Source organism: Bradyrhizobium sp. HKCCYLRH2060 (genome assembly GCF_051168135.1).
Classification (GTDB): domain Bacteria; phylum Pseudomonadota; class Alphaproteobacteria; order Rhizobiales; family Xanthobacteraceae; genus Bradyrhizobium.
This window is the reverse complement of record NZ_JBNPUK010000023.1, coordinates 17,373-38,742: the sequence shown is the minus strand read 5'-3', so window position 1 is coordinate 38,742 and position 21,370 is coordinate 17,373. Positions and strand designations below refer to the sequence as shown.

22 protein-coding genes and 1 tRNA gene are annotated in these 21,370 nt (G+C 65.9%); 16 read left to right on the top strand and 7 right to left on the bottom strand.

Annotated features, from left to right (window positions below):
- The first annotated feature begins 210 nt into the window (after positions 1 to 210).
- The 5 genes from ACQR10_RS30575 to ACQR10_RS30555 all read left to right on the top strand — a co-directional run bounded on the left by ACQR10_RS30575 (position 211) and on the right by ACQR10_RS30555 (position 5,085).
- Positions 211 to 1,338, top strand: coding sequence for a zinc-binding metallopeptidase family protein (locus ACQR10_RS30575; RefSeq protein ID WP_315804914.1), 1,128 nt, complete (start codon positions 211 to 213; stop codon positions 1,336 to 1,338).
- Between the two features lie 68 nt (positions 1,339 to 1,406).
- Complete coding sequence (locus ACQR10_RS30570; RefSeq protein WP_315804915.1) at positions 1,407 to 1,634, top strand: hypothetical protein; 228 nt, start codon at positions 1,407 to 1,409, stop codon at positions 1,632 to 1,634.
- A 157-nt stretch (positions 1,635 to 1,791) separates the two neighbouring features.
- Positions 1,792 to 3,807, top strand: coding sequence for an acetyl/propionyl/methylcrotonyl-CoA carboxylase subunit alpha (locus tag ACQR10_RS30565; RefSeq protein ID WP_316216090.1), 2,016 nt, complete (start codon positions 1,792 to 1,794; stop codon positions 3,805 to 3,807).
- A gap of 112 nt (positions 3,808 to 3,919) precedes the next feature.
- Entirely contained in the window at positions 3,920 to 4,786 is an 867-nt protein-coding gene (locus tag ACQR10_RS30560; protein WP_316216091.1) for an isocitrate lyase/PEP mutase family protein, read from the top strand.
- Positions 4,783 to 5,085: an acylphosphatase gene (locus ACQR10_RS30555; protein WP_316216092.1), complete on the top strand. Its 303-nt coding sequence runs from the start codon at positions 4,783 to 4,785 to the stop codon at positions 5,083 to 5,085. Before ACQR10_RS30560 ends, ACQR10_RS30555 begins: the two co-directional genes overlap by 4 nt.
- Positions 5,086 to 5,109: 24 nt before the next feature.
- On the opposite strand, the gene ACQR10_RS30550 is transcribed toward ACQR10_RS30555, so the two are convergent.
- Positions 5,110 to 5,919: a class I SAM-dependent methyltransferase gene (locus ACQR10_RS30550; RefSeq protein WP_316216093.1), complete on the bottom strand. Its 810-nt coding sequence runs from the start codon at positions 5,917 to 5,919 to the stop codon at positions 5,110 to 5,112.
- 149 nt (positions 5,920 to 6,068) lie between these two features.
- On the opposite strand from ACQR10_RS30550, the gene ACQR10_RS30545 reads away from it, so the two are divergent.
- The 3 genes from ACQR10_RS30545 to ACQR10_RS30535 are packed head-to-tail and all read left to right on the top strand — an operon-like array spanning position 6,069 to position 8,748.
- A complete protein-coding gene (locus ACQR10_RS30545) occupies positions 6,069 to 6,638 on the top strand; it encodes a GbsR/MarR family transcriptional regulator (protein ID WP_315804920.1) in 570 nt (189 codons plus the stop codon).
- 17 nt (positions 6,639 to 6,655) lie between these two features.
- Positions 6,656 to 7,315: a DUF4166 domain-containing protein gene (locus ACQR10_RS30540; protein WP_316216094.1), complete on the top strand. Its 660-nt coding sequence runs from the start codon at positions 6,656 to 6,658 to the stop codon at positions 7,313 to 7,315.
- Positions 7,312 to 8,748 carry a TIGR01777 family oxidoreductase gene (locus ACQR10_RS30535; RefSeq protein WP_316216095.1) on the top strand — a complete coding sequence of 479 codons (1,437 nt, stop codon included), beginning with the start codon at positions 7,312 to 7,314 and terminating at the stop codon, positions 8,746 to 8,748. The genes ACQR10_RS30540 and ACQR10_RS30535 overlap by 4 nt, the downstream gene beginning before the upstream one ends.
- Before the next feature lie 13 nt (positions 8,749 to 8,761).
- Here ACQR10_RS30535 and ACQR10_RS30530 read toward each other — a convergent pair whose 3' ends face one another.
- Both ACQR10_RS30530 and ACQR10_RS30525 read right to left on the bottom strand, forming a co-directional pair.
- Positions 8,762 to 9,808, bottom strand: coding sequence for an AraC family transcriptional regulator (locus ACQR10_RS30530; protein ID WP_316216096.1), 1,047 nt, complete (start codon positions 9,806 to 9,808; stop codon positions 8,762 to 8,764).
- A gap of 59 nt (positions 9,809 to 9,867) precedes the next feature.
- Positions 9,868 to 10,725, bottom strand: coding sequence for a LysR family transcriptional regulator (locus ACQR10_RS30525; RefSeq protein WP_316182159.1), 858 nt, complete (start codon positions 10,723 to 10,725; stop codon positions 9,868 to 9,870).
- A gap of 108 nt (positions 10,726 to 10,833) precedes the next feature.
- On the opposite strand from ACQR10_RS30525, the gene ACQR10_RS30520 reads away from it, so the two are divergent.
- Complete coding sequence (locus tag ACQR10_RS30520) at positions 10,834 to 11,262, top strand: tautomerase family protein (RefSeq protein WP_315804925.1); 429 nt, start codon at positions 10,834 to 10,836, stop codon at positions 11,260 to 11,262.
- A gap of 2 nt (positions 11,263 to 11,264) precedes the next feature.
- On the opposite strand, the gene lipB is transcribed toward ACQR10_RS30520, so the two are convergent.
- Positions 11,265 to 11,987, bottom strand: coding sequence for a lipoyl(octanoyl) transferase LipB (lipB, locus tag ACQR10_RS30515; RefSeq protein WP_315804926.1), 723 nt, complete (start codon positions 11,985 to 11,987; stop codon positions 11,265 to 11,267).
- A gap of 65 nt (positions 11,988 to 12,052) precedes the next feature.
- Between lipB and ACQR10_RS30510 the strand changes: the two genes are divergently transcribed.
- Both ACQR10_RS30510 and ACQR10_RS30505 read left to right on the top strand, forming a co-directional pair.
- Entirely contained in the window at positions 12,053 to 12,301 is a 249-nt protein-coding gene (locus ACQR10_RS30510; RefSeq protein ID WP_315717718.1) for a FliM/FliN family flagellar motor switch protein, read from the top strand.
- Positions 12,302 to 12,437: 136 nt separating this feature from the next.
- Positions 12,438 to 12,522: transfer RNA gene (locus ACQR10_RS30505), tRNA-Leu, on the top strand.
- Positions 12,523 to 13,308: 786 nt separating this feature from the next.
- On the opposite strand, the gene ACQR10_RS30500 is transcribed toward ACQR10_RS30505, so the two are convergent.
- From ACQR10_RS30500 to ACQR10_RS30490, 3 genes are read right to left on the bottom strand one after another with little or no spacing between them, the layout of a single operon-like run.
- On the bottom strand, positions 13,309 to 13,806 hold the full coding sequence (locus tag ACQR10_RS30500) for a nuclear transport factor 2 family protein (protein WP_316182164.1): 498 nt from the start codon (positions 13,804 to 13,806) through the stop codon (positions 13,309 to 13,311).
- Positions 13,803 to 14,657 carry an SDR family NAD(P)-dependent oxidoreductase gene (locus ACQR10_RS30495; RefSeq protein WP_316182166.1) on the bottom strand — a complete coding sequence of 285 codons (855 nt, stop codon included), beginning with the start codon at positions 14,655 to 14,657 and terminating at the stop codon, positions 13,803 to 13,805. Before ACQR10_RS30495 ends, ACQR10_RS30500 begins: the two co-directional genes overlap by 4 nt.
- Positions 14,654 to 15,442 (bottom strand): SDR family NAD(P)-dependent oxidoreductase, encoded by a 789-nt coding sequence (locus tag ACQR10_RS30490; protein ID WP_316216097.1) that lies wholly within the window; start codon positions 15,440 to 15,442, stop codon positions 14,654 to 14,656. Before ACQR10_RS30490 ends, ACQR10_RS30495 begins: the two co-directional genes overlap by 4 nt.
- A gap of 348 nt (positions 15,443 to 15,790) precedes the next feature.
- Between ACQR10_RS30490 and ACQR10_RS30485 the strand changes: the two genes are divergently transcribed.
- The 5 genes from ACQR10_RS30485 (at position 15,791) to ACQR10_RS30465 (ending at position 21,226) form a co-directional block, all read left to right on the top strand.
- Positions 15,791 to 16,087: a putative quinol monooxygenase gene (locus ACQR10_RS30485; protein WP_315804939.1), complete on the top strand. Its 297-nt coding sequence runs from the start codon at positions 15,791 to 15,793 to the stop codon at positions 16,085 to 16,087.
- A 169-nt stretch (positions 16,088 to 16,256) separates the two neighbouring features.
- Positions 16,257 to 16,961, top strand: coding sequence for a Crp/Fnr family transcriptional regulator (locus tag ACQR10_RS30480; protein WP_316216098.1), 705 nt, complete (start codon positions 16,257 to 16,259; stop codon positions 16,959 to 16,961).
- Positions 16,962 to 17,412: 451 nt separating this feature from the next.
- Positions 17,413 to 19,104 carry a PQQ-dependent dehydrogenase, methanol/ethanol family gene (locus ACQR10_RS30475; protein WP_316216099.1) on the top strand — a complete coding sequence of 564 codons (1,692 nt, stop codon included), beginning with the start codon at positions 17,413 to 17,415 and terminating at the stop codon, positions 19,102 to 19,104.
- Positions 19,105 to 19,339: 235 nt separating this feature from the next.
- On the top strand, positions 19,340 to 20,467 hold the full coding sequence (locus ACQR10_RS30470; RefSeq protein ID WP_410051409.1) for a c-type cytochrome: 1,128 nt from the start codon (positions 19,340 to 19,342) through the stop codon (positions 20,465 to 20,467).
- 69 nt (positions 20,468 to 20,536) lie between these two features.
- Positions 20,537 to 21,226, top strand: coding sequence for a response regulator transcription factor (locus tag ACQR10_RS30465; protein WP_315804942.1), 690 nt, complete (start codon positions 20,537 to 20,539; stop codon positions 21,224 to 21,226).
- The last annotated feature ends 144 nt before the right edge of the window (positions 21,227 to 21,370 follow it).

Genomic DNA, 21,370 nt, shown 5'->3' with positions numbered 1-21,370 from the left:
GTGGCGAGCAGTCGTCCGAGAATTCCACCGCGGGTGTTCGGAAGCGTGGCGACATTGGGTTCAAGGAAAGCAAACTGGGCAGAGATTAAGGCGGGCAAACGACCGCATGACGTGAACGTCGAGGCAGATAAAAAGTTCCGCGTCCCCGGAACGGACTGTTACTGTCGTGCGTCGTCAGGCCCTGAACACCGCAACACGTAGGTCCGTACCGTGAAGCTCTTCGTCTGTCAGGCCTGCAAGAACATCCTGTATTTCGAGAATCGCAGCTGCGGTCGCTGCGGCCATCAGCTCGCCTTCATGCCGGAGCGCCAGACCCTGTCGGCGATCGAGCCGGCGGAGGAGGGTTTCCGGACGCTGGCTGACGGCAGGGCCGGGCGCTTCTTCTGCGCCAATGCCGAACACGACGCGTGCAACTGGCTGCTTGAGATCGGCGAGACCGCAGGCTTCTGCCGCGCCTGCCGGCACAACGGCACGATTCCCAATCTGTCCGATCCGGCGCAGCTCGCCGGATGGCGAGAGCTGGAGGTGGCCAAGCACCGGCTGTTCTACTCGCTGATCCGGTGGAAGCTTCCCGTGAAGACACGGATCGAGGATCCCGAGCACGGCCTGATCTTCAACTTCCTCGCCGATGATCCTGCCGGCCAGCAGAAGGTTTTGACCGGACACGATAACGGCCTCATCACCATTGCGCTGGCCGAGGCCGACGATTTCGAGCGCGAGCGGCGCCGGCTCGAAATGGGCGAGCCGTACCGCACCTTGCTCGGCCATTTCCGCCACGAGGTCGGACACTATTTCTGGGACGTGCTGGTGCGCGATGCCGGAAGGCTCGACGAATGCCGGGCGGTGTTCGGCGACGATACCCAGGACTACGGCGAGGCACTGAAGCGGCACTACGACCAGGGGCCGCCGGTGAACTGGCAGGACAATTTCGTCTCCGCCTACGCCACCACGCATCCGTGGGAGGATTTTGCCGAGACCTGGGCGCACTACCTCCACATCGTCGATACGCTGGAGATGGCCTCCGAGTTCGGTATCGAGATCGATCCGCCCGCCGACCAGATCGGCGGACTGACAGCGCGCGTCACCTTCGATCCGTATGTCGCGGAGGACTTCGACACCATCGTCAACGCCTGGCTGCCGTTCACCTTCGCCATGAACAGCGTCGCGCGGGCGATGGGCGCGCGCGATCTGTATCCCTTCATCCTGACGCCGCCGGTCATCGGCAAGCTCGGCTTCATCCACCGCCTGGTGCGGCAGGGCGGCCAGGAGACGTCCGTCACCCTGGCGCCCGAAAAGCCGCAGGCCGAGCCGCAGCATCAAGAGATCGGGGCGGCGTGATCCGCCTTGACTCCAGAGAACATAAAGTGAACATGACGGCGTGACCGGAGCGAGGACCGCCATCGCGCATGCAGCCCAGATCGCAATCCAACACCGATGCTCAAGCCACGGACGCTGAACACCTCGCGCTGGAGGCCGCCGTGGATCAGGCCATTGCCGCCTGCGGGGGCGACCTGCGCGCGGCCATTCGGGCCCTGATTGTTGCGAACGATTTTCTCGAGACCGAGGTCGGCGAGCTCATGAAGGCGGTGTCCCGCGCCTATGCGCGCGGACGTTTCCACAGCTATTCCGGGTGACGGCAATGCCCGCGGCTGGCATGCCTCGCCGGACGGCACGGTCCGAGCGAGAGGCGGGTTGCGCGCGGGCGATTTTGGTATAGACGAACCGGTCAAGCTCGCGGTGTGACGCCTGTGCCACGAGCGGGGAGCCCGCCCAAAGGTATCAAGCAAGAACATGTTCAAAACCATTCTGATTGCGAACCGCGGCGAGATCGCCTGCCGGGTCATCAAGACTGCCCGCCGCATGGGAATCCGAACCGTTGCGGTCTATTCGGAAGCCGACCGCGATGCGCTGCATGTCGAGATGGCAGATGATGCCGTGCTGATCGGCCCGCCCGCCGCCGCCGAGAGCTATCTCCTCATCGACCGCATCGTCGAGGCCTGCAAGAAGACCGGCGCCGAGGCGGTGCATCCGGGCTACGGCTTCCTGTCCGAGCGCGAGGCTTTCCCGCGGGCATTGGCCGAGGCCGGCATCGTCTTCATCGGCCCGAACCCAGGCGCGATCGCCGCGATGGGCGACAAGATCGAATCGAAGAAGGCGGCCGCCAAGGCCAAGGTCTCGACCGTGCCCGGCTTCCTCGGCGTCATCGAGGACGACAAGCACGCGGTGCGCATCGCCGACGAGATCGGCTACCCCGTGATGATCAAGGCCTCCGCCGGCGGCGGCGGCAAGGGCATGCGCATCGCGCATTCGACCGCCGAGGTCGCCGAGGGCTTCAATCTCGCCAAGGCCGAGGCCAAGGCCTCGTTCGGCGACGATCGCGTCTTCATCGAGAAGTTCATCACAGATCCGCGCCACATCGAGATCCAGGTGCTCGGCGACAAGCATGGCAACGTGATCTATCTCGGCGAGCGCGAATGCTCGATCCAGCGCCGCAACCAGAAGGTCATCGAGGAGGCGCCGTCGCCGCTGCTCGACGAGGAGACGCGGCGCAAGATGGGCGAGCAGGCGGTCGCGCTCGCCAAGGCCGTGAACTACGACTCCGCCGGCACCGTCGAGTTCGTCGCCGGCCAGGACAAGAGCTTCTACTTCCTCGAGATGAACACGCGCCTGCAGGTCGAGCATCCCGTGACCGAGCTCGTCACCGGCATCGATCTCGTCGAGCAGATGATCCGCGTCGCCGCCGGCGAGAAGCTTTCGCTTGCGCAGAAGGACGTGACGATGACCGGCTGGGCGGTGGAATCCCGCGTCTATGCGGAAGATCCGTTCCGGAGCTTCCTGCCGTCGATCGGCCGCCTCGTGAAGTATCGCCCGCCGGCCGAGAGCAAGGCTGACGGCATCACCGTGCGCAACGACACCGGCGTGCAGGAGGGCGGCGAGATCTCGATCTATTACGATCCGATGATCGCCAAGCTCGTCACCCATGCGGAGTCGCGGGCTGCCGCGATCGAGGCGCAGTCGACCGCGCTTGATGCGTTCTATGTCGACGGCATCCGCCACAACATCCCGTTCCTGTCGGCGCTGATGAACCATCCGCGCTGGCGCGAGGGCCGGCTGTCGACCGGCTTCATCGCCGAGGAGTTTCCCAAGGGCTTTGCCGCGCGCGCGCCGGAAGGCGAGATCGCGCGCCGGCTGGCGGCGGTGGGTGCTGCGATCGACCACGTGCTCGGCGAGCGCAAGCGGCAGATCTCGCAGCAGATGATCGGCCGGCCTGTGAAGCGGCAGGGCCGCCGCGCGGTGTGGCTCGGGCGTGACGAGATCCTGCTCGACATCACCAGGGAGAACGGCGCGATCACGGTCCGCTTCGTCGGGGGCGACGGCAAGGTCGGCCCGGCGCATCAGCTGGTGTCGGATTGGAAACCGGGCGATGCCGTGTGGCACGGCACCATCGATGGTGCGGCCATCGCAGTGCAGACGCGTCTCATTGCGAACGGCGTGCGGCTCGCGCATCAGGGCGTCGAAGCGCCGGTCTACGTCTACACGGAGGCCGAGGCGACCGCGGCGCGGCTGATGCCGGTCGTCACCGCCGGCGACAGCGGCAAGAAGCTGCTGTGCCCGATGCCCGGCCTCGTGGTCTCGATCGCCGTGACCGAAGGGCAGGAGGTCAAGGCGGGCGAGACGCTGGCCGTGATCGAAGCCATGAAGATGCAGAACGTGCTGCGCGCCGAGCAGGACGGCACGGTAAAGAAGATCCACGCCGCTGCAGGGGCCACGCTCGCGGTCGATGCGCTGATCCTGGAGTTTGCGTAGTAAGTCTAACCGCCGTCATTGCGAGCGAAGCGAAGCAATCCAGGGCCCAGCAAGAGACTCTGGATTGCTTCGTCGCTTCGCTCCTCGCAATGACGGAGAGAGGTAGGGCGTGATGACGTTCCGTACTCGCCGAGAAGCGTTGCGCACAATCCTCGCCAGCGATCGCTGCGTCCATCCCGGCTCCGTTTACGACGCGATTTCGATCCGCGTTGCCGAGGACCTCGGCTTCGAACTCGGCATGTTCGGCGGCTCGGCGGCTTCGCTCGCCGTCCTCGGCGATCCCGACATTGCCTTGATCACCTTGACCGAGCTCGCCGAGCAGATGCGGCGGATGTCGCGCGCGGCAGCGCTGCCGGTGCTGGTCGATGCCGATCACGGCTACGGCAATGCGATGAACGTGCGCCGAACGGTGCAGGAGCTGGAAGCGGCCGGGGCCGCGGGTCTCACCATCGAGGATACGCTGCTGCCGCAGGGCTATGGCGAGGCGAAGCCGCAGCTGATCCCGTTAGCCGAGGGTGTCGGCAAGGTGAAGGCAGCGCTCGACGGCCGAGGCGATCCCGCGCTGGTCATCCTGGGGCGGACGGGCGCCGTTTCCATCACCTCACTCGACCACGCGATCGCGCGGGCCAGGGCGTATGAGGCCTGCGGCGTCGACGGGCTTTTCTTCACCGGCATCACCGCGCGCGATCAGCTCGACGCGGTCGCGGCCGCCACCACGCTGCCGATCGTGCTCGGCGGTGCGCCGGAGGAGATGTCCGATCTCGGCTATCTCGCCTCGCGCCGTGTCCGCGTCGCGCTGCAGGGCCATGCGCCGATCGCCGCCGCGACGCAGGCGGTGCATGAGACGCTGAAGGCGCTGCGTGACGGCGTCTCGCCGAAGCAGCTCAAGGGGCTGCCGTCGGCCGAGCTGACGGCACGCGTGATGCGCGACGCCGATGTGAAGAAGCGCCTGCGCGATTTTCTGGGGCTCGGATCATGACCGATCGCGCCATCGTCCACGTCATGGTTCGCGGCCGCGTCCAGGGCGTCGGCTACCGCGCATGGGTCGAGGACCAGGCCATCCTCAACGGCCTCGAAGGCTGGGTGCGCAACCGCACCGATGGCAGTGTCGAGGCGTTGTTCGCGGGTGCCTCGGACGACGTCGCCGCCGTGTTGGCAGCCTGCCGCGAGGGACCGCCAGCAGCGCGTGTCGATGCCGTGATGGAAAACCCGGCGACGGCCGATCAGCTCAAACCGCGCCGGCCGGGCGAGGCGTTCTCCGTGTTGCCGACGCTCTAACGACACGGCGCGCGAGTCCGTCGCTCACCCCGCCGAGATCACCAGCGCCTGTATCCGGCCTTCGATGGCACCCTCGCCAAAGCGGCGCGCCAGCGCTTCCGCGGTCGCCTGCGTCACGGCGGCGAGGCCGGGCGTGCCGCGCGCTTCGATCTCGCCGCGCATCGGCGTGCCCTGGCAAAATGCCATGGCCGGGTCCTGAGGCGAAGCCGCGCGGCTGCGATGCGTCACCGTCTCGATCGCGATGTCCGTGAAGCCCGCTGCGGTCAGATCGGCCTCGATCCGCCCGGCATCGAAATAGCCGTGCGGAGTCCGGGTGAAGAACTGCGGCGGGCTTTCGGGGAAGACCTGTTGCAACGTCTCGTGAACGACGTGAGGAATTTCATTCTCCTCGATCCGGTCCCAGACGTTGAAGACGAAACGTCCGCCGGGCCGGAGCACGCGGCGGGCCTCCGCATAGCCCTTGACGCGATCGGGGAAGAACATCGCGCCGAACTGACAGGCGACGGCATCGAAGCTCGCATCGGCAAAGGGCAGGGCCAGCGCATCGGCTTGATGAAATGCGATGCGGTCCGCAGCGGCGAGATGGGTCTTCGCCTGCGCGAGCATCGGCTCGTTGAGGTCGGTGGCGGTGATCCGGACCTCCGGCGGCAGTTGAGCATGCAGGGCCCGCGTCAACACGCCGGTGCCCGCCGCCGTCTCCAGTACGTCGCGCGGCAGGTACGCCGCGATGCGCCGCGCGAGGTCCAGCGCGTAGGGCGCGAAGATCAAGGGAACCATCAGTTGATCGTAGATCTGCGGGATCGATCCAGTGAACGCCTTGTCGGATGCCGTCATGGCTTGCTCCTGTTGCAGAGGGGGGCAGGCGGGGAACCGGGCGGTCGGCAGGCGCAAAATGTGCGCCGTAACATCCGTCTGGCCGGCCGCCAGTCCGGTTCAAAGCCGCGCCTCTTGACATTCACTCTCTTCAGTCAGATATTTCTGTCATGACAGAAATTGCAGGTCATCGAAAACTTCCTCCCGCCGTCGAGCGCTTCATCCTCAACTGGGGCGACATGGGCGACCAGTGGGGCGTGAACCGCTCGGTGAGCCAGATCCACGGGCTGCTGTACCTCGCCGAGAAGCCGATGACGGCGGAGGACATCGCCGACACGCTCGGCATGGCCCGCTCCAACGTCTCGAACTCGCTGAAGGAGCTGCTCGCCTGGGGCTTGATCCGGCGCGTGCCGATCCTCGGCGACCGCCGCGATCATTTCGAGGCCGAGACCGACATCTGGGAGGTGGCGCAGCGGATCGCGGCCGGCCGCAAGGAACGCGAGATCGATCCCGCCATCGCGGCGCTGCGCGCCTGCGTCGCGGAGGCGACCGGCGATCCCGCGATCAGCGCGGTCGCAGCCAAGCGGCTGAAGGACATGCTGGCGTTCACCGAGCTGGTCGACCGTTGGTACGTGCAGATGCTGAAGGTGCCGCGGCCGCGCCTCGTCACGCTGATCAAGCTCGGCGAGAAGATCGTCAACCTGCTGCCGTCGGGAAGGTCCAGGTCCGGCAGCGTTTGAAGAGAGTGGAGGGCGTCATGGTGACCATGCGACATCCCGGACTTTCAACGCCCGCCAGCGCCAGGCTTCATGATGATCACAGGTTTCGTGCGCTGCTGTCGGCCGAGGATTGGGGACGGCTGCCGGTGTCGATCTGGCGCCGCTTCTCCAAGCGCCTCGCCGATGGCGCCACCGTCGTCTATGTCGGCGAGGTCGATCAGGCCGAGATCAGCCGTGCCGGCTTCTGGTTCGCGCATCTGGCGCGGCTGATCGGCGGGCCGCTGCCGACGCGCGCGAACATCGGCGTGCCGATGATCGTCGCGGTGACCGAGGACGCGGCGAGTGGCGGCCAGATCTGGACGCGCATCTGCGGGCGCCCGCATGGCTTCCCGCAGGTGATCCATTCCGCCAAGCGCTTCGCCGGTCCGACGGGGCTCGAGGAATATCTCGGCTGGGGCCTCAGCATGAGCCTGCGCGTCGGCGTCGCCGATGGCGCGCTTCATTTCCATAGCGCCGGCTACACGTTCGACTTCGCCGGCCGGCGCTGGGTGCTGCCGGCATGGCTCACGCCCGGCGACCTCACCGTCACCCATTCCGATCTCGGCAGCGGCGTCTTTCGCTTCTCGCTCGAGATCGTCCATCCGCGCTTCGGGCGCATCATGCGCCAGAGCGCCGTGTTCCGGGAGTCCGCACCATGACGCCGCTGCTCTGGTCCCTGATCGCGCTTCAGATCGTGATGGGCGTGTTCGACACCTTCTATCACCATGAGTTCACCGAGCGCCTGGCCTGGCGCCCGTCACAGCGGGGCGAGCTCAAGCTGCACGGCGTCCGCAATGGGCTCTATGCGCTGCTGTTCGCCGTCCTCGGCTGGTGCGAGGTGCATGGATTGTTCGCGATCCTCGTGCTCGCGGTGCTCCTGGCCGAGATCGCCATCACCCTCACCGATTTCGTCGAGGAGGATCTGACGCGCAAGCTGCCGCCGAGCGAACGCATCAATCACACACTGCTCGCCATCAACTACGGTGCGATCCTCATGCTGCTGGTGCCGCTGCTGATCGGCTGGGCGATGCGGCCTTCGGTGATCGTGCCGGCCTATGCCGGCGTGCTGAGCTGGATTGCTGCTGCCGCCGCGGTTGGCGCCGCGCTGTGCGGCCTGCGCGACTTCGCCGCGGCCCGGCGCCTTGCGCGAATGTCGCAGCCGGATGCGGCCGGGCTGGTCGCGGCGCTGCCGCCGGCGCAGACCATCCTCATCACCGGTGCGACTGGCTTCATCGGCGCGCGGCTGGCGGCCGGTCTCACTGCGGCCGGTCATCACGTCGTCGCCCTGGTCCGCGACCCGGCCAAGGCCGCCATGTTGCCGGCGCCGCTGACCTTGATCACACGTCTCGATCAGCTCGCCTCCGGCACCCGTATCGACGCGATCGTCAACCTGGCCGGCGAGCCGATCGGCAATGCGCCGTGGACCGCGGCCAGGCGCGCGACGATCCTGCAGTCCCGGCTTGCTACCACGGAAGCGGTCGTATCCCTGATCGCGCGGCTCGACCGCAAGCCGAAGGTGTTGGTCAACGGTTCGGCGATCGGCTGGTACGGCCTGTGGCAGGACCAGCCTCTGACCGAATCGGCCAAGTCGCATGCCTGCTTCAGCCATGACCTCTGCGACGCCTGGGAACAGGCGGCGCGCGGTGCCGAAGCGCACGGTGTCCGCGTCGCATTGCTGCGGATCGGGCTCGTCGTCGGCCGCGACGGCGGCTTCCTGGCGCGGATGCTGACGCCGTTCGAGTTCGGCCTGGGCGGGCCGTTCGGCTCCGGCCTGCAATGGATGTCCTGGATCGAGCGCGACGATCTCGTTCGGCTGATCGCGCATGTGATCGCGACGGATGCCATCACCGGGCCGGTCAATGCGACGGCGCCGCTGCCGGTGCGCAATCTCGCCTTCACCGCCGAGCTCGCGCGCTGCCTGCGGCGTCCGGCGCTGCTGCGTGTTCCCGCCGGCCTCTTGCGCCGGATCGGTGGCGACTTCGCCGAGGAGCTCTTGCTCGGCGGCCAGCGCGTGGTGCCGAACAAGGCGCTGTCGAGCGGCTTCGTGTTCCGGCATCAGAGCCTGCGCAGCGCGCTCGAATCCATCCTGTGAGCGGCCGAGCGCGTCATGACCGCTCGCCCCGGGCCATCGTTGCCGATGGCAGCTCGCCGAACGTGGCGCGGTAGTAGCGGGCGAAGTGTCCGGCATTGGCAAAGTTGCAGGCGGCGGCTGCCGCCGCCACCGTGACGGCGGGATCGCCCGAGCGCAGCATCTCGTGGGCGCGCCGTAGGCGCACCGATTTGGCAAAGGCCATCGGCGAATAGCCGCGCACACGCTCGAACAGGCGGAAGATCGACCGGACGCTGACGCCGGCCTCGCGCGCCAGCCGCTCGATCGTGATCGGCTCGCGCCAGTTGGCCTCGATATAGTCCTCTAGCCGCTTGACCAGGCCGAAATCCGGCATCGGAGAGGGATCCAGGAGCGTGTCGCGGAAACGATGACGGCTGGCGCAGAGGAAGGCGACATGTACCGCATCCTCCAGCTCGCGATAGACTGCGGCGGGGAACGCCGTATCCTGCTCGTTGAGCTGGGTCGTCAGGAAGTCCAGCAGCCGCATCAGGCTGCGGGCCTGCGGATCGGCGGCCGGAATGGCAGGGTCGATCACGAAGTCGGTGCGCGGCTGCACGCCGACCTGCGCCGTGAGGCGCCGTCGCAGCGCCTGCGGATCGAGCCGCAGGGTCAGTCGCCGATGGCCGCCCTGGCACGCCATCTGCCATGGCACGCCGGCCGGCGCGACCGCGAACTGATGCTCATTGACGTCGGTCGCCTCGCCGGGAGTGCAACTGACCGCGCGTCCCTTCAGGGCGATCTGCACTCTGATGAAGTCGGCGGCGCGATGGTCGCAGACCATGTCGCAGGTCGTGGTGCCGAAGGCGAGACCGATGGTCTCGAGTTCGATCAGGTTGACGATCGCCTCGAAGCGCTCGGCGTTCCTGAAGTCGACGCGCTCGGCGCCGAGCCGGCGCCCCGCGAGGTCGCGCAGCACGTCGGCGTTCGAGGTCCGGATCAGCGCGTGGCGATGCAATGGTTCGAGGCCGGTCGCGCCGGTCGAGGCCGGGCTCGGCTTTGCTGGGGCGCTGACGATGTCAGCTGCGGTCAAGAGACGGTTCAAGCCGCTGCTCCTGAACTCCGATTATTAACCCATGCTACATCAGGTCCTGTCGGCGTCAATTACTTCGACATCGCGGCGCTTCGGAATGCCGCGGCCAGCGTGCGCAAGGCCGCGCGCTTGGCCGCATCTCCCGCCTTTGCATGCAGCATCACCTTGGAGCGGCCGAGCTTGGGCAGGCCGAGATCCGTTCCGATATCGATCAGTCCGCTGGGTGCGATCCGGCGGGCCAGCGGCGCAATCGCAAGACCGGCGCGCGCGGCGGCCGCAACGGCCGTCACCCCGCCGCCGACGAACGTCTCGCTGAAGCTGATTCGCGCGCGCTCGAGCGCGCGGACCGCGATGCTGCGCACGCCACAGGGCGGTGCGAGCGTGGCGAGCGGCAGCGTGCCGCCGGCCGGCAGACGAAATCTGGGCGCTGCGAACCAGCCGAACTCGTCCGTGATCAACGCCTCGCCACCGCGGCGGCTCGCCTCCTGGCGGACGATCACGGCGTCGAGCTTGCCGGCATCGTAGCGGTCGAGCAGGTCGCGCGAGAAGCCGATGCTGACCGACAGCACGAGGTCCGCCATGGCAGCATGCAACTGCTCGAGCATCGGCACCAGCTCGGGGCCGGCGACGTGATCGCTGATCCCCAGCGACAGCAGCGGCCGGATGCGGGGGGGCCCGGTGAGCGCGAGGTCATGCGCGGCAACCAGCGCGCGGGCGTTCTCGGCGAAGGCCGCGCCGTCGGCGGTGAGCCGGACCGCGCGCGGCGAACGCTCGACCAGCCGCTTTCCGAGCAGCGCTTCGAGCCGCTGCAGCTTGAGACTGACCGCGGCCTGGGTGGTGCCGAGCGTCTCGGCCGCCCGGGTGAAGCTGTGCAGGTCGCTCACCAGCAGAAAGGCGCGGACGGTCGCGATGTCGAGCGTGGCGGTCATATGAACTCGTTATCATTGATATCCATATCGATAAGGTACCAAAATGAGCGGCGCGCGGCTAGCTTTGCTCCCGAAGCGCAGTCACGCGCTGGATACCGGGAGCCGACCATGCCGTTGATCAACATCGTCTATGCCAGCCAGCGCCGCCCGCCGTCGCTGAAGAAGGCCATTGCGGACGCCATCACCGAACTGACCGCGCGCATCCTGCGCAAGGATCCCAAGGTCACCGCCGTCATCGTCTCGGAAGCGGACGCCGCGGACTGGTTCGCTGGCGGCGCCTCGCTGGCGGAGCAAGGGCTTGCCAGCTACTGGATCGACGTTCACGTCAGCGAGGGCACCAACACCAAGGACGAGAAGGCCGCCTATCTCGCCGCGGTGTTCGCGCGCATGGCCGAGCTGATCGGCCCGCTGCATCACGAGACCTATCTGCATGTCGACGAGGTCAAGGCGGATGCCTACGGCTTCGGCGGCCTGAGCCAGGAGCGCCGCTATGTTGCGGCGAAGCTCGACGTCCCGCCGCAGCAGGGCGCCGCGTGAGCTCATGCCGTCTCCGGCTGCGCGACGCTGACGGCGCCGAACACGCTCTCGAACGCCTGCCGGAACGCGACGTCGACATCGGCGAGCGTCACCGGCAGGCCGAGATCGACCAGGCTGGTGACGCCGTAGCGCGGATCGGTCACGCCGCAGGGCACGATAGCCTGGAAGTGCGACAGGTCCGGCTCGACATTGATGGCGATGCCGTGGAAGGTCACCCAGCGCTTCAGCCGCACGCCGATGGCGGCGATCTTGTCCTCGTGGCCCTCGCCCTTGTCGGGCCGCTTGACCCAGACGCCGACGCGATCCTCGCGCCGCTCGCCGCGCACGTTGAAGGCGTCGAGGGTGCGGATGATGGTCTCCTCGAGCGCGGCGACATAGGCGCGCACGTCGGGGCGCCGCCGCTTGAGGTCGAGCATGACATAGGCCACGCGCTGGCCGGGGCCATGATAGGTGACCTGGCCGCCGCGGCCGGTCGGCACCAGCGGAAAGCGCGGATCGCGCAGGTCTTCGGCCTTGCCCGACGTGCCTGACGTGTAGACCGGCGGATGCTCCAGCAGCCAGACCATCTCCGCGGCCTCATGGGCGGCGATCGCGGCCGCCCGCGCCTCCATGAATTCGGTCGCCCGGGCGTAGTCGACCGGCGAATCGGAGATGCGCCAATCCACGGCGTTGCCGGGAGGGCCCGCAAAGGTGGTCAGGTCGAGTGTTTCGCGGCTGTTAACCATTGGCTAACCACAACATGGTGATGTCTGGGCAATCAAAATCCAGTCGTGACTTCGGTGGTCCTGCAGTGTCAACCCTCGATAAAGTGACAGTCGACCTGATGGTCGTTCTCGGCACCTGCTCCATGCCCATCCACCAGGTTCTGCGCCTGTCCCGCGGCGCCATCATCGAGCTGGATGCCACCGAGGCCGACGACGTCAAGGTGCTCGCCAACAATCTGCCGATCGCAAATGGGGTGGTGCTGGTCGACCGCAACCGCATCGCGGTCGAGGTCAAGCAGATGCTGCCGCGCTCGCCGACGCCGACGTCGCGATAGCGCGCCACGGCCCACGCCAAAACCGTCCACAATCCGGTATTTTAGGGCAGGGCGGGCCTTGTCCCCCTGACATCGATTTGATACACGGGCGCCACTGATCCGGTGCCGCCCTTCCTCTGGCTCCGGCTTCTTCTTCGCGCTCGTGGCGGAATTGGTAGACGCGCTGCCTTGAGGTGGCAGTGGGTAACACCGTGGGGGTTCGAGTCCCTCCGAGCGCACCATCTCTCTCTCCTCAAATTCAAATCTGTTTGCGGTTTGTTCCAGCCTCGCGCCTTTCGTTCGGGCGAGGGACTGCGGTCCCGCGGCGCGATGGCGTCCGAGTTCTGCCGGTCGTTCCGCCCTCGAGAATGAGAGGGCGCGGGGAATGCCGGGCGCTGGCCGCACCCATGGCCCGCCTGCGAAAAAAAGCAGGCGGCAGGAACCACAGGTTCAGCCGAGACATCCCGGCATTCCCCGCGCGATGGTTTTCACGCTTATGTCGCGATCTCCCCGGTGTCCGGCTTCTTAGCCACCGTCGCCCTCGGGATCATCGCCCGACGACTAGGCGCCAGCATCGGGGCGCCAGGACCACGCGTCTTCACGTCCGCAAGCCTGCCGTTCGTCGGCGAGCCCGTAAGCCCGCTGCAGCACGCCTGCGGCCACCGCATCCCCAGACCCCACGTCTCGTGACGATCGCGAAGCGCCCCTCTCGGCGGGTCCAAGATGGCGATACATAAACATTGTTTCTGAAAAAAAGCAACAGAATTAATTTATTCAGAAGTTGTGGACAGGGCCAAATCAGCTTGATTCCGTCTGATGGAACCCGTCGCGCCGGGCGCCCCGACTCCGCCGCAGTGACGTTGCTAGGGTAAGTGACCCCGCAGCGACGCGTGCCCAGCGTTGGCGCCAGTCGGGGCGGGCCGGGGCACGGCCGGTGAAAGATCGTGCATGACGCCGTCCTTGTCGGCGCCGCTATCCACGTCTGACGGAGCTCGGCCGTCAAATCAGCAGGCCTGAGTTCGTGCAGCTCAGGTCTGGGCCGGCCTGGTCGCTGCCGCGGCTTCCCAGCCGGGCTCGACCGGGACCATGTACCAGGTCGTCAACACGACTTTCGAAAACAGCCAACGGCCGTTTTCCCTGACATATTCATCATCGAACCGGCCGCCGACCATGAGGCTCTTGCCGTTGAGAACGGGGCGCCCGTCGAGATGGCTGTAGCCTCTGCCGTGGTCGCCATCGATTTCGACGACGTGCGCGTGGATGAATTGACGCGCCCATTTGATCGGGAAGTTGAGGAAGAAGTCGCGGATGGCCTCGCGGCCGGTCACCGACGGCCGACCGCCATAGGAGACGGTGGCGTTCTCCGCAAAGAGATCGGCCAGTTCGGCGACGCGCTCCTGGTTGACGTATTCGTGGTACGTGCAGCGCAGTGTCCGGATCGCCTCGCGATCATCATGCTCGGCAACGCGTTTCTCGAGCGCCTCGATCCTGGCTCTGAGGTCGGCGGTCTCGTTTGAATTGCTCATGGTTCATCCGTCGACCCAAGGAGGCCGTCTGGCTGGTGGTGATGTTGATCACCGATGATGTTGCGAAGCCGCTCCTCGACCCGGAGCCGCACCGCGGGATGCGGAAGGATGTAGAATTCGTCGTCGTGGATGGCCTGGATCGTCATGCTGGCCACATCGGCGGCGCTGACCTCGGATTCCTCCATTCCCGCTCTGACGCGCTGATCATATGCTGCAGTGTCGGGGTTTGTCGAAGCCAGATGTGCGGGCCGATGTCGGCCTGAGTCGGCGATGGCGGTCTTGACCAGCGAGGGGCACAGCACGTTGACCTTGAGAGGAGAGCCGGCGAGCTGAAGGTCCTTCAAGAGGCACTCGGACAAGGCTACGACCGCGTGCTTGCTGGCGCAGTAGGCGCCGGAGCCCGCAACGGCGGTCAACCCCGCGGCTGACGCCGTGTTGACGATGTGGCCCTCGTCGCCTGCAGCCATCATGCGCGGCACGAAGCTGCGAATGCCGTTGACGACGCCCAGGAGGTTGACTCCGAGCACCCACGTCCAGTCCTCGGGAGTTGCGGACCAGACCGGGCCAAGCGCCGCGACACCGGCGTTGTTGAAGAGCAGGTGAACGTTGCCGAACTCTTCAAAGGCAAGGTCGGCGAGGCGTTGAACCGCTTCGACGCTGGACACGTCGCACTGCGCCGTGTGCACGGCAATCCCGCCCGGCATCGGGTCTTTCGTGGCTGATAGTCCGTCGCGATCGACGTCGGCGAGAACGAGCTTCATTCCTTGCGCAGCGCAGGCAGCGGCCAGCTCGCGCCCGATGCCGCTGGCAGCTCCCGTGATCACCGCGACCTTGCCTTCGAGGTGCTTCATGCCGCGCTGATTCCGCCGTCCACGGTGAACACCGATCCGGTGATATAGCTCGCGGCCGGCGATGCCAGCAGCAGGCTGACGCCGGCAATCTCGTCGGGGATCCCAAGCCGGTTCATCGGCACCATGGCGTGGAGCGGCGCTGTCGCGGCCTCGTCCAGCAGGCGGCCTCCGCCGAGCCCCGTCCGGAAGAAGCCGGGCGCGATGGCATTGACCTGGACGTCGAACGTGGCGAGCTCGAGCGCGGCCTGCCTGACCAGGTTCACCACCGCGGCCTTGGCGGCCGCATACGCATAGGCGGTCGCTGCCGAGCCTCTTAATCCTCCGACCGACGCCGTGACCACGATCCGACCGCCGCGCTGCGCCTTCATGTGACGGGCCGCAGCCTGGATGGTCGCGAACGCGCCGGTCTGGTTGATGGCAATAACGTCATTCCAGGCTGCGAAATCGACGTTCTCGATGTGGCCCTGCGGCAATCGAATTCCGGCTCCCCCGCTGATGCCGGCGTTCGCGAACATGACGTCGAGCCGGCCCTTGCGCGCGATGACGTCATCGACCGTCCGCCGGATGGCGGCTGGATCTGCGACATCGACCGTCGCGATCTCTGCCCCCGGGATGATCTCCTCGCCGATCCGCCTCAGTTCGGTCTCGTTCCTGTCAACCAGGATCAAATCGGCACCGTTGGCTGCCATGGTCCGGGAAATGGCCAGGCCAAGTCCGCTCGCCGCGCCGGTCACGATGGTGACCAAGCCCTCGACTGCGAAGAGGCGTTCGGCCGTCAGCAACATCGGGTCTCCTCGTTTCGACATGGTTGCCCGTTGCGCCTCCGGCCGTGCCGCGTCGTGACGCCGCCAAGAGACGAGCACAGATCATGGCCGAGACTGTCGCAATCGCGACAATCGATGCACAAAATCACCTTAGCTTGAGCCGGCGAGGGCGCCGGGACGCAGGTCGCCGCGTGCAAGAAAATCAACTTCGCGGGGAAACGACGGTCAGCATGACAACCGAGGCAACCAATGTTCTGGCGTCCATCCCAGGCGCCGAGGTCTCGACGTCCGCACGATCCCGCTCATGCCATTCGCCGAGGACAGCCATCCGGCGCCTTCTGAGGAACACAAGAGTGAGGATGTGAGCCGATGATCATCGTTGTGGGGTCTGTGGACGGGCTTGGCGAAAGCTTTGATCGTCTGATGAAGATCAGCCTGGAGCATGTGCATCGTTCGCGTATGGAAGACGGCTGCGTGGAGCACACCGTGCAGGTCGATTGTGAAAACTCGCTCCGTCTGCGCTTCTTCGAGCGCTGGCGTGACGCCATCGCGCTCGAGGCGCATTTCGCCCGACCCGAGTCACGGGCGTTCGTGCAGGAGGTCGCCAAGCTGTGCGCGAGACCGCCCGTCATGACCATCTATGAGGCCGAGGAAAAATCGTTCTAGCGCTGGCGGGCCGCCGGTGTGACGCGCCTCATTTTACCCCATCCGGCGACTCGCGCTGGGGTGGGCCTACACCGCCGGGAGCCCGGCCACCTCGATTGATCTCCGCTACACTGATATGGGATGACAGATGTCGCGACAGCGACCATCCCGTCTTCATGTGTGGCGACGAATGAACAAAGCGGTCCTCAAGGCTGTTCTGCGCAGGAACAAGTGGTTTGCTGGCCTTTCTCCGTCATTGGCGGACAACATTCTTCGTCTGGGTCGCGTTCGAAACGCGGACAACTCCCTGATCTATTCCGCGAGCGACTCCCGCGACGGATTGATTGCCCTGGTGTCGGGGCAGGTGCGCTTGACCAGCTTTTCGCTGTCCGGCAATCCCTCCTTCCTGCTGATCTCTTCGCCTGGGTCGTGGATCGGCGTCACCTCGGCCCTCGACGGGCGCCCATATGGTTATGACGCATTCGCCATTGGCAAGGCGGTGCTGTTTCACGTGAGCCAGGAGCGGTTCGAGGCGCTCATCAACGAGAGCAACGAGTATTATTCTGCGTTTGTTCGAATGGTCTGCGATCACCTGCGCGTGTCGATGCAGAACCTGATCATTCTCCGCAATCGGCGTCCACTTCACCGGCTTGCGCAGGAATTGCAGAGGCTCGCAGAGAGTCACGGGCGACAGACCAAGAAAGGGTTGGTCATCGATTTGCGATTGTCGCAGGAGGACCTTGCGGTGATGATTGGGGTCGGCCGGCAGACGATCAATCGTCTGCTCAAGAGTCTCGAGCAGGATGGGATTGCGACGGCAAAGTACGCGTCGGTCACGATTCACGACCTGGAGGCGATCGAACGCCTCAGCTCGAGCGACCCCGTGGAGAGCTAGACGTCACCAGGCCAAGGCAAGCTTTGCGCTCGGGTTTCCCTGTCTGGCACCGAGCCCCGCGTATTCCAGCGGCGGCCGCGCCTGAACTAAAAGATGCCGCTCTTCGGTCCGGTTTGTTCAAGGCGTCATCTCGAGAGAGGGCTTCCCTCGGTGTGGCGACCGCGAGGACGCCAAGCTTCCACGAGATCGCGCAGTGGAAGCGCGATAACGATCCTTCCGCTCGCAGGTCACAGAATTTCGATAAGCCGCTGAAAGGACGCCGTAATCGGCCTTCAACCCTGATCCCCGCCGCCTACTACCTTCCGCCTATGAGAGCCGGGCCGCGCTGATGCTGTAATCGCCCCGGTGCTTGCACCGCGACTGCTCATCTGGGGCCTCGCGCGCACGCGTCATACGAACACAACAAAGACATAGGCGGAGGGAACTGATGAATTTCACGAGCAGGAGATTCTTGGCTGGCATCTCGACGGTTGCCTTCCTTGTCGCCGGCACGTTGGGCGTCCGCGCCAACGACTCGGCGCTGAAGGCCGCCAGCGAGCCCGGCGCCTGGGCGATGGCCGGACATGACTACGGCAACACCCGGTTCAGCCCGCTCAAGGAGATCAACACCGAGAACGCCGGTAAGCTGTCGCTGGTCTATTCGTTCTCACTGGCCTCGCTGCGCTCGAACGAGGCCTCGCCGATCGTGATCGGCAACACGCTCTACGTCTCGACGTCGTGGGGTCCGAAATACGTCTACGCGCTGGATGCCGCGACCGGCGCGCGCAAATGGACCTATGAGCCGGAGATTCCGGACGATACGCTGCAATATGCCTGCTGCGACGTGAACAGCCGCGGCATCGCCTATGCCGACGGCAAGCTGTTCGTCGGCCGGCTCGACGGCAAGCTGAGCGCGCTCGATGCCGCCACCGGCAAGGAGCTGTGGACCTCGAAGGTCGTCGACTACAAGCAGGGATCGGTGATCACCTCGCCGCCGCTGGTCGTGCGCGACAAGGTCATCACCGGCTTCGGCGGCGGCGAGTATGGCGTCCGCGGCTCGCTGCAGGCCTACGACATCAACTCCGGCAAGCTGGTCTGGCAGACCTACACGGTGCCTGCGCCCGGCGAGCCCGGCAGCGAGACCTGGAAGGGCGACACCGGCCTGCATGGCGGCGGCGCAGCCTGGCTGGTCGGCTCCTACGATCCGAAGAGCGACACGGTCTATTGGGGCACCAGCAACCCCGGTCCCTGGAACACCGCCGTGCGCTCGACCGGCAATGGCGATTTCGGCAAGCTGACCAATCTGTATACGGCGTCCACGCTGGCGCTCGATCCGAACACCGGAAAAATCAAGTGGCACATCCAGACCACGCCTGCCGATGCCTGGGACTATGACGGCGTCAACGAAGCCATCCTCGCCGATCTCAAGGTCGGCGGCGCAGCCGTTCCGACCTTGATGAAGGCCGATCGCAACGGCTTCTTCTTCGTGGCCAATCGAGAGACCGGCAAGGTGATCTCGGCCGAAAAGTACGTCTTCGCCAACTGGGCGCAGAAATGGGACATTTCGACCCTGCGCGCGGTCGAGGACCCGGACAAGCGGCCGGGCCCTGGACATCCCGTCAAGGACGTCTGCCCGAACCTGATCGGCGGCAAGAACTGGCAGCCGATGTCGTACAATCCGGACACCGGCCTGGTCTACATCCCGACCAACAATGTCTGCATGGACTGGGCGGTCAGCGACGTCTCGTACAAGCGCGGCGTGTTCTATCTCGGTGCGGAATTCCCGACCAAGGAAGGCCCGGGCGGATTCCTCGGCGAGCTCATCGCCTGGGATCCCGTGAACAACAAGAAGGTCTGGTCGATCCGGGAAGACCTTCCGTTCAACGGAGGTACGCTCAGCACCGGCGGCGGCCTGGTGTTCTCCGGCAACCTGCACGGCGATTTCCGCGCCATCGACGCCAAGACCGGCAAGATCCTGTGGAAGAAGAATCTCGGCTCCGGCATCGGCGCCGGTCCGGTGACCTACTCGGTGGACGGCAAGCAGTACGTGGCCGTCGTCGTCGGCCGCACCGCCTCGATCCCGGCGTTCCTGGGTGAGATCGGCAAGAAGATGACGAACGCAGCTCCCGAAGGCGGCGCCCTGTTCGTGTTCGCGGTCCAATAGCCGCAGAGCTCGCGACGGCCTCGCGTGTCCCCGGCCGCGGGGACACGCGCAGCGTTCGGCCAATCCGCATCAAGCGGACGAAGGAAGGCGGCCCGCTCGCGAGACCGAGCCGTACCATATAAACAGATAAACAAGATCTGAGGGATCGAGGATGCGCCTGAATCGTCGTCAGACTGGCTCGAATGGGCGGGCCGCCGCCGTACTGGCAGCACGCGCGACGGCTCTCGTCGCCTTGATGGCCGCCACCCCGCTGGCCTCGTCGGCGGCGGGTCTGGCCAACGAGGCGGAGCCGCTGCGGCTTTGTGCCGATCCGACCAATCTTCCGTTCTCGAGCAACAATCCAACGCAGCCGGGATTCTATCTCGAGGTCGGTCAGGCGCTGTCACAGCAACTCGGCCGCCCCGTGGCCTATGACTGGTACAAATCCTATTTCGGCAAGCGAACCGTGCGCGTGACGCTGCTGGGCAAGCAGTGCGACGCGATGATCGGCCTGCCGCTGTCAGCGGACTTCATGGGACCGGCCGTGATCTTCTCGAAGAAGATCACGACCGAAACCTACGCACTCGTCAGCCGCGGGACGCTCATCGTCCATAGCATCGACGATCTCCGAGGCAAGCGTGTCGCCGTGCAATACCAGACCACGCCGCAAAACCTGCTGGCCCAACGCGACGACATCAAGAAGGTGACGGTGCTGACGCCGGACGAGGGCCTTGCGGCGCTGGCCCAGGGCAGGGCCGACGTCGCCTTCGTCTGGGGGCCGGTTGCAGGCTGGTTGAACAAGACGATCTACCAGAGCGGCTTCCGGATCCAGCCGGTCGAGGGCGACGGGCTCTCCTGGGATGCCGCGATCGGCCTTGCCAAGAGCTCCGGCCAACTGCGCGATCAGATCGACGCCGCATTGCCGCAGCTCGCGCCGCGGATCGCCGAGCTCGCGGTCAAATACGGGCTGCCGAGCGAGCCGTCGATCAGGCTCGGCGCCGTGCCGCGCCCGATCAAGCTGGCGTCGACAACTGACCCCGCTCCGCTTCTCCGCCAGCCGGTCGCCGAGGCCGTCGTGACCAGCGTTTCGGACTCGACTGCGAGCGAGTCGAAGACCGAGGCGGTGACGCTAGGCAAAGAGATCTTCAATGGCACCTGCGCCCACTGTCACGGACCCGACGCCGTGCAGGCAGAACGCCGGATCGACCTGCGACGGCTGCAGACCCGCTACGGTGAGGACATGCGCGACAAATTTTGGACCACCGTGCATGAAGGTCGTCCCTCCAAGGGCATGCCCGCCTGGAAGGAGGTCTTTACCGACGACCAGTTCGAGAGCATCTATACATTCCTGCTGACCGTGCAGTCGTCAGAGACGGCAAATTGAGGGAGCGACACCGGCCGACACGATCTGCCGGATCACCCGGCACGTGCTGGCAGCGAGTGAAGGTCGGACATGACGCGTTTTCTGATCATCGACGATCATCCCCTGTTTCGCGAAGCTCTCGGTAATGCGGTGCGTCTGGCGCATCCTGACGCCGAGATCTTCGAGGCGCTGTCGATTGCCGATGCCCTCAGCACCCTTGCGCTCGAACCCGACATCGACCTGGCGCTGCTCGATCTGACGCTGCCCGATGCCATGGGCTTCTCGGGATTCCAGCGGCTTCGCGCCGCCCATCCGCGGCTTCCGGTCGCGATCGTCTCGAGTGACGAGGACCAGAACGTGGTGCGCGAGGCGCTTTCGCTCGGCGCGGCCGGCTATCTGCCGAAGTCGACCTCGAAGCGCGAGCTGACGTCCGCGATCGAGCGCGTGCTCAGCGGCTCGATCTCGGTCCCGAAAGACTTCGTGCCCGCGGTCGAGCGCCACGGGAAGGGCTCATCTCGCGCGCTGCAGGCGCGTCTCGAGGAGCTGACGCCGCAACAGCTTCGCGTCCTCGACCTGATCAGGCGTGGCTATCAGAACCGGGAAATCGCCGGCGAGCTTCAGCTTGCGGAGTCGACCGTCAAGGCGCACATCACCGAGATCCTGAGAAAACTCCGCCTGTTCAGCCGCAACAAGGCCATCATCGAGATCGGCAAGATCGCGCTGAACGCGCCGGCCGACCGTCAGGGATCGCGCACCGCTTCGGGCAGAAAACACCTGTAGCGGAATTGTTGCGCCGCAAGACTTCACGGCCACCGCAGGCGTGGCGACGTCGATGGCGTCTTGGTCGTTGATTGATGCCAGCCAACGCGATATCGCTGATGCTCCGGTTCTGACGTTCCTTCGAAGACGCGGCGCGCACGCTGG

Coding starts and splice junctions, on each gene's coding strand:
- ACQR10_RS30545 (WP_315804920.1), top strand. CDS start 6,069: ATGACAGAAATTGCAGGTCATCGAAAACTTCCTCCCGCCGTCGAGCGC.
- ACQR10_RS30480 (WP_316216098.1), top strand. CDS start 16,257: ATGAACAAAGCGGTCCTCAAGGCTGTTCTGCGCAGGAACAAGTGGTTT.
- lipB (WP_315804926.1), bottom strand. CDS start 11,987: ATGGTTAACAGCCGCGAAACACTCGACCTGACCACCTTTGCGGGCCCT.
- ACQR10_RS30560 (WP_316216091.1), top strand. CDS start 3,920: ATGACGTTCCGTACTCGCCGAGAAGCGTTGCGCACAATCCTCGCCAGC.
- ACQR10_RS30565 (WP_316216090.1), top strand. CDS start 1,792: ATGTTCAAAACCATTCTGATTGCGAACCGCGGCGAGATCGCCTGCCGG.
- ACQR10_RS30495 (WP_316182166.1), bottom strand. CDS start 14,657: ATGAAGCACCTCGAAGGCAAGGTCGCGGTGATCACGGGAGCTGCCAGC.
- ACQR10_RS30520 (WP_315804925.1), top strand. CDS start 10,834: ATGCCGTTGATCAACATCGTCTATGCCAGCCAGCGCCGCCCGCCGTCG.
- ACQR10_RS30525 (WP_316182159.1), bottom strand. CDS start 10,725: ATGACCGCCACGCTCGACATCGCGACCGTCCGCGCCTTTCTGCTGGTG.
- ACQR10_RS30490 (WP_316216097.1), bottom strand. CDS start 15,442: ATGTTGCTGACGGCCGAACGCCTCTTCGCAGTCGAGGGCTTGGTCACC.
- ACQR10_RS30555 (WP_316216092.1), top strand. CDS start 4,783: ATGACCGATCGCGCCATCGTCCACGTCATGGTTCGCGGCCGCGTCCAG.
- ACQR10_RS30550 (WP_316216093.1), bottom strand. CDS start 5,919: ATGACGGCATCCGACAAGGCGTTCACTGGATCGATCCCGCAGATCTAC.
- ACQR10_RS30465 (WP_315804942.1), top strand. CDS start 20,537: ATGACGCGTTTTCTGATCATCGACGATCATCCCCTGTTTCGCGAAGCT.
- ACQR10_RS30535 (WP_316216095.1), top strand. CDS start 7,312: ATGACGCCGCTGCTCTGGTCCCTGATCGCGCTTCAGATCGTGATGGGC.
- ACQR10_RS30540 (WP_316216094.1), top strand. CDS start 6,656: ATGGTGACCATGCGACATCCCGGACTTTCAACGCCCGCCAGCGCCAGG.
- ACQR10_RS30500 (WP_316182164.1), bottom strand. CDS start 13,806: ATGAGCAATTCAAACGAGACCGCCGACCTCAGAGCCAGGATCGAGGCG.
- ACQR10_RS30470 (WP_410051409.1), top strand. CDS start 19,340: ATGGCCGCCACCCCGCTGGCCTCGTCGGCGGCGGGTCTGGCCAACGAG.
- ACQR10_RS30570 (WP_315804915.1), top strand. CDS start 1,407: ATGCAGCCCAGATCGCAATCCAACACCGATGCTCAAGCCACGGACGCT.
- ACQR10_RS30485 (WP_315804939.1), top strand. CDS start 15,791: ATGATCATCGTTGTGGGGTCTGTGGACGGGCTTGGCGAAAGCTTTGAT.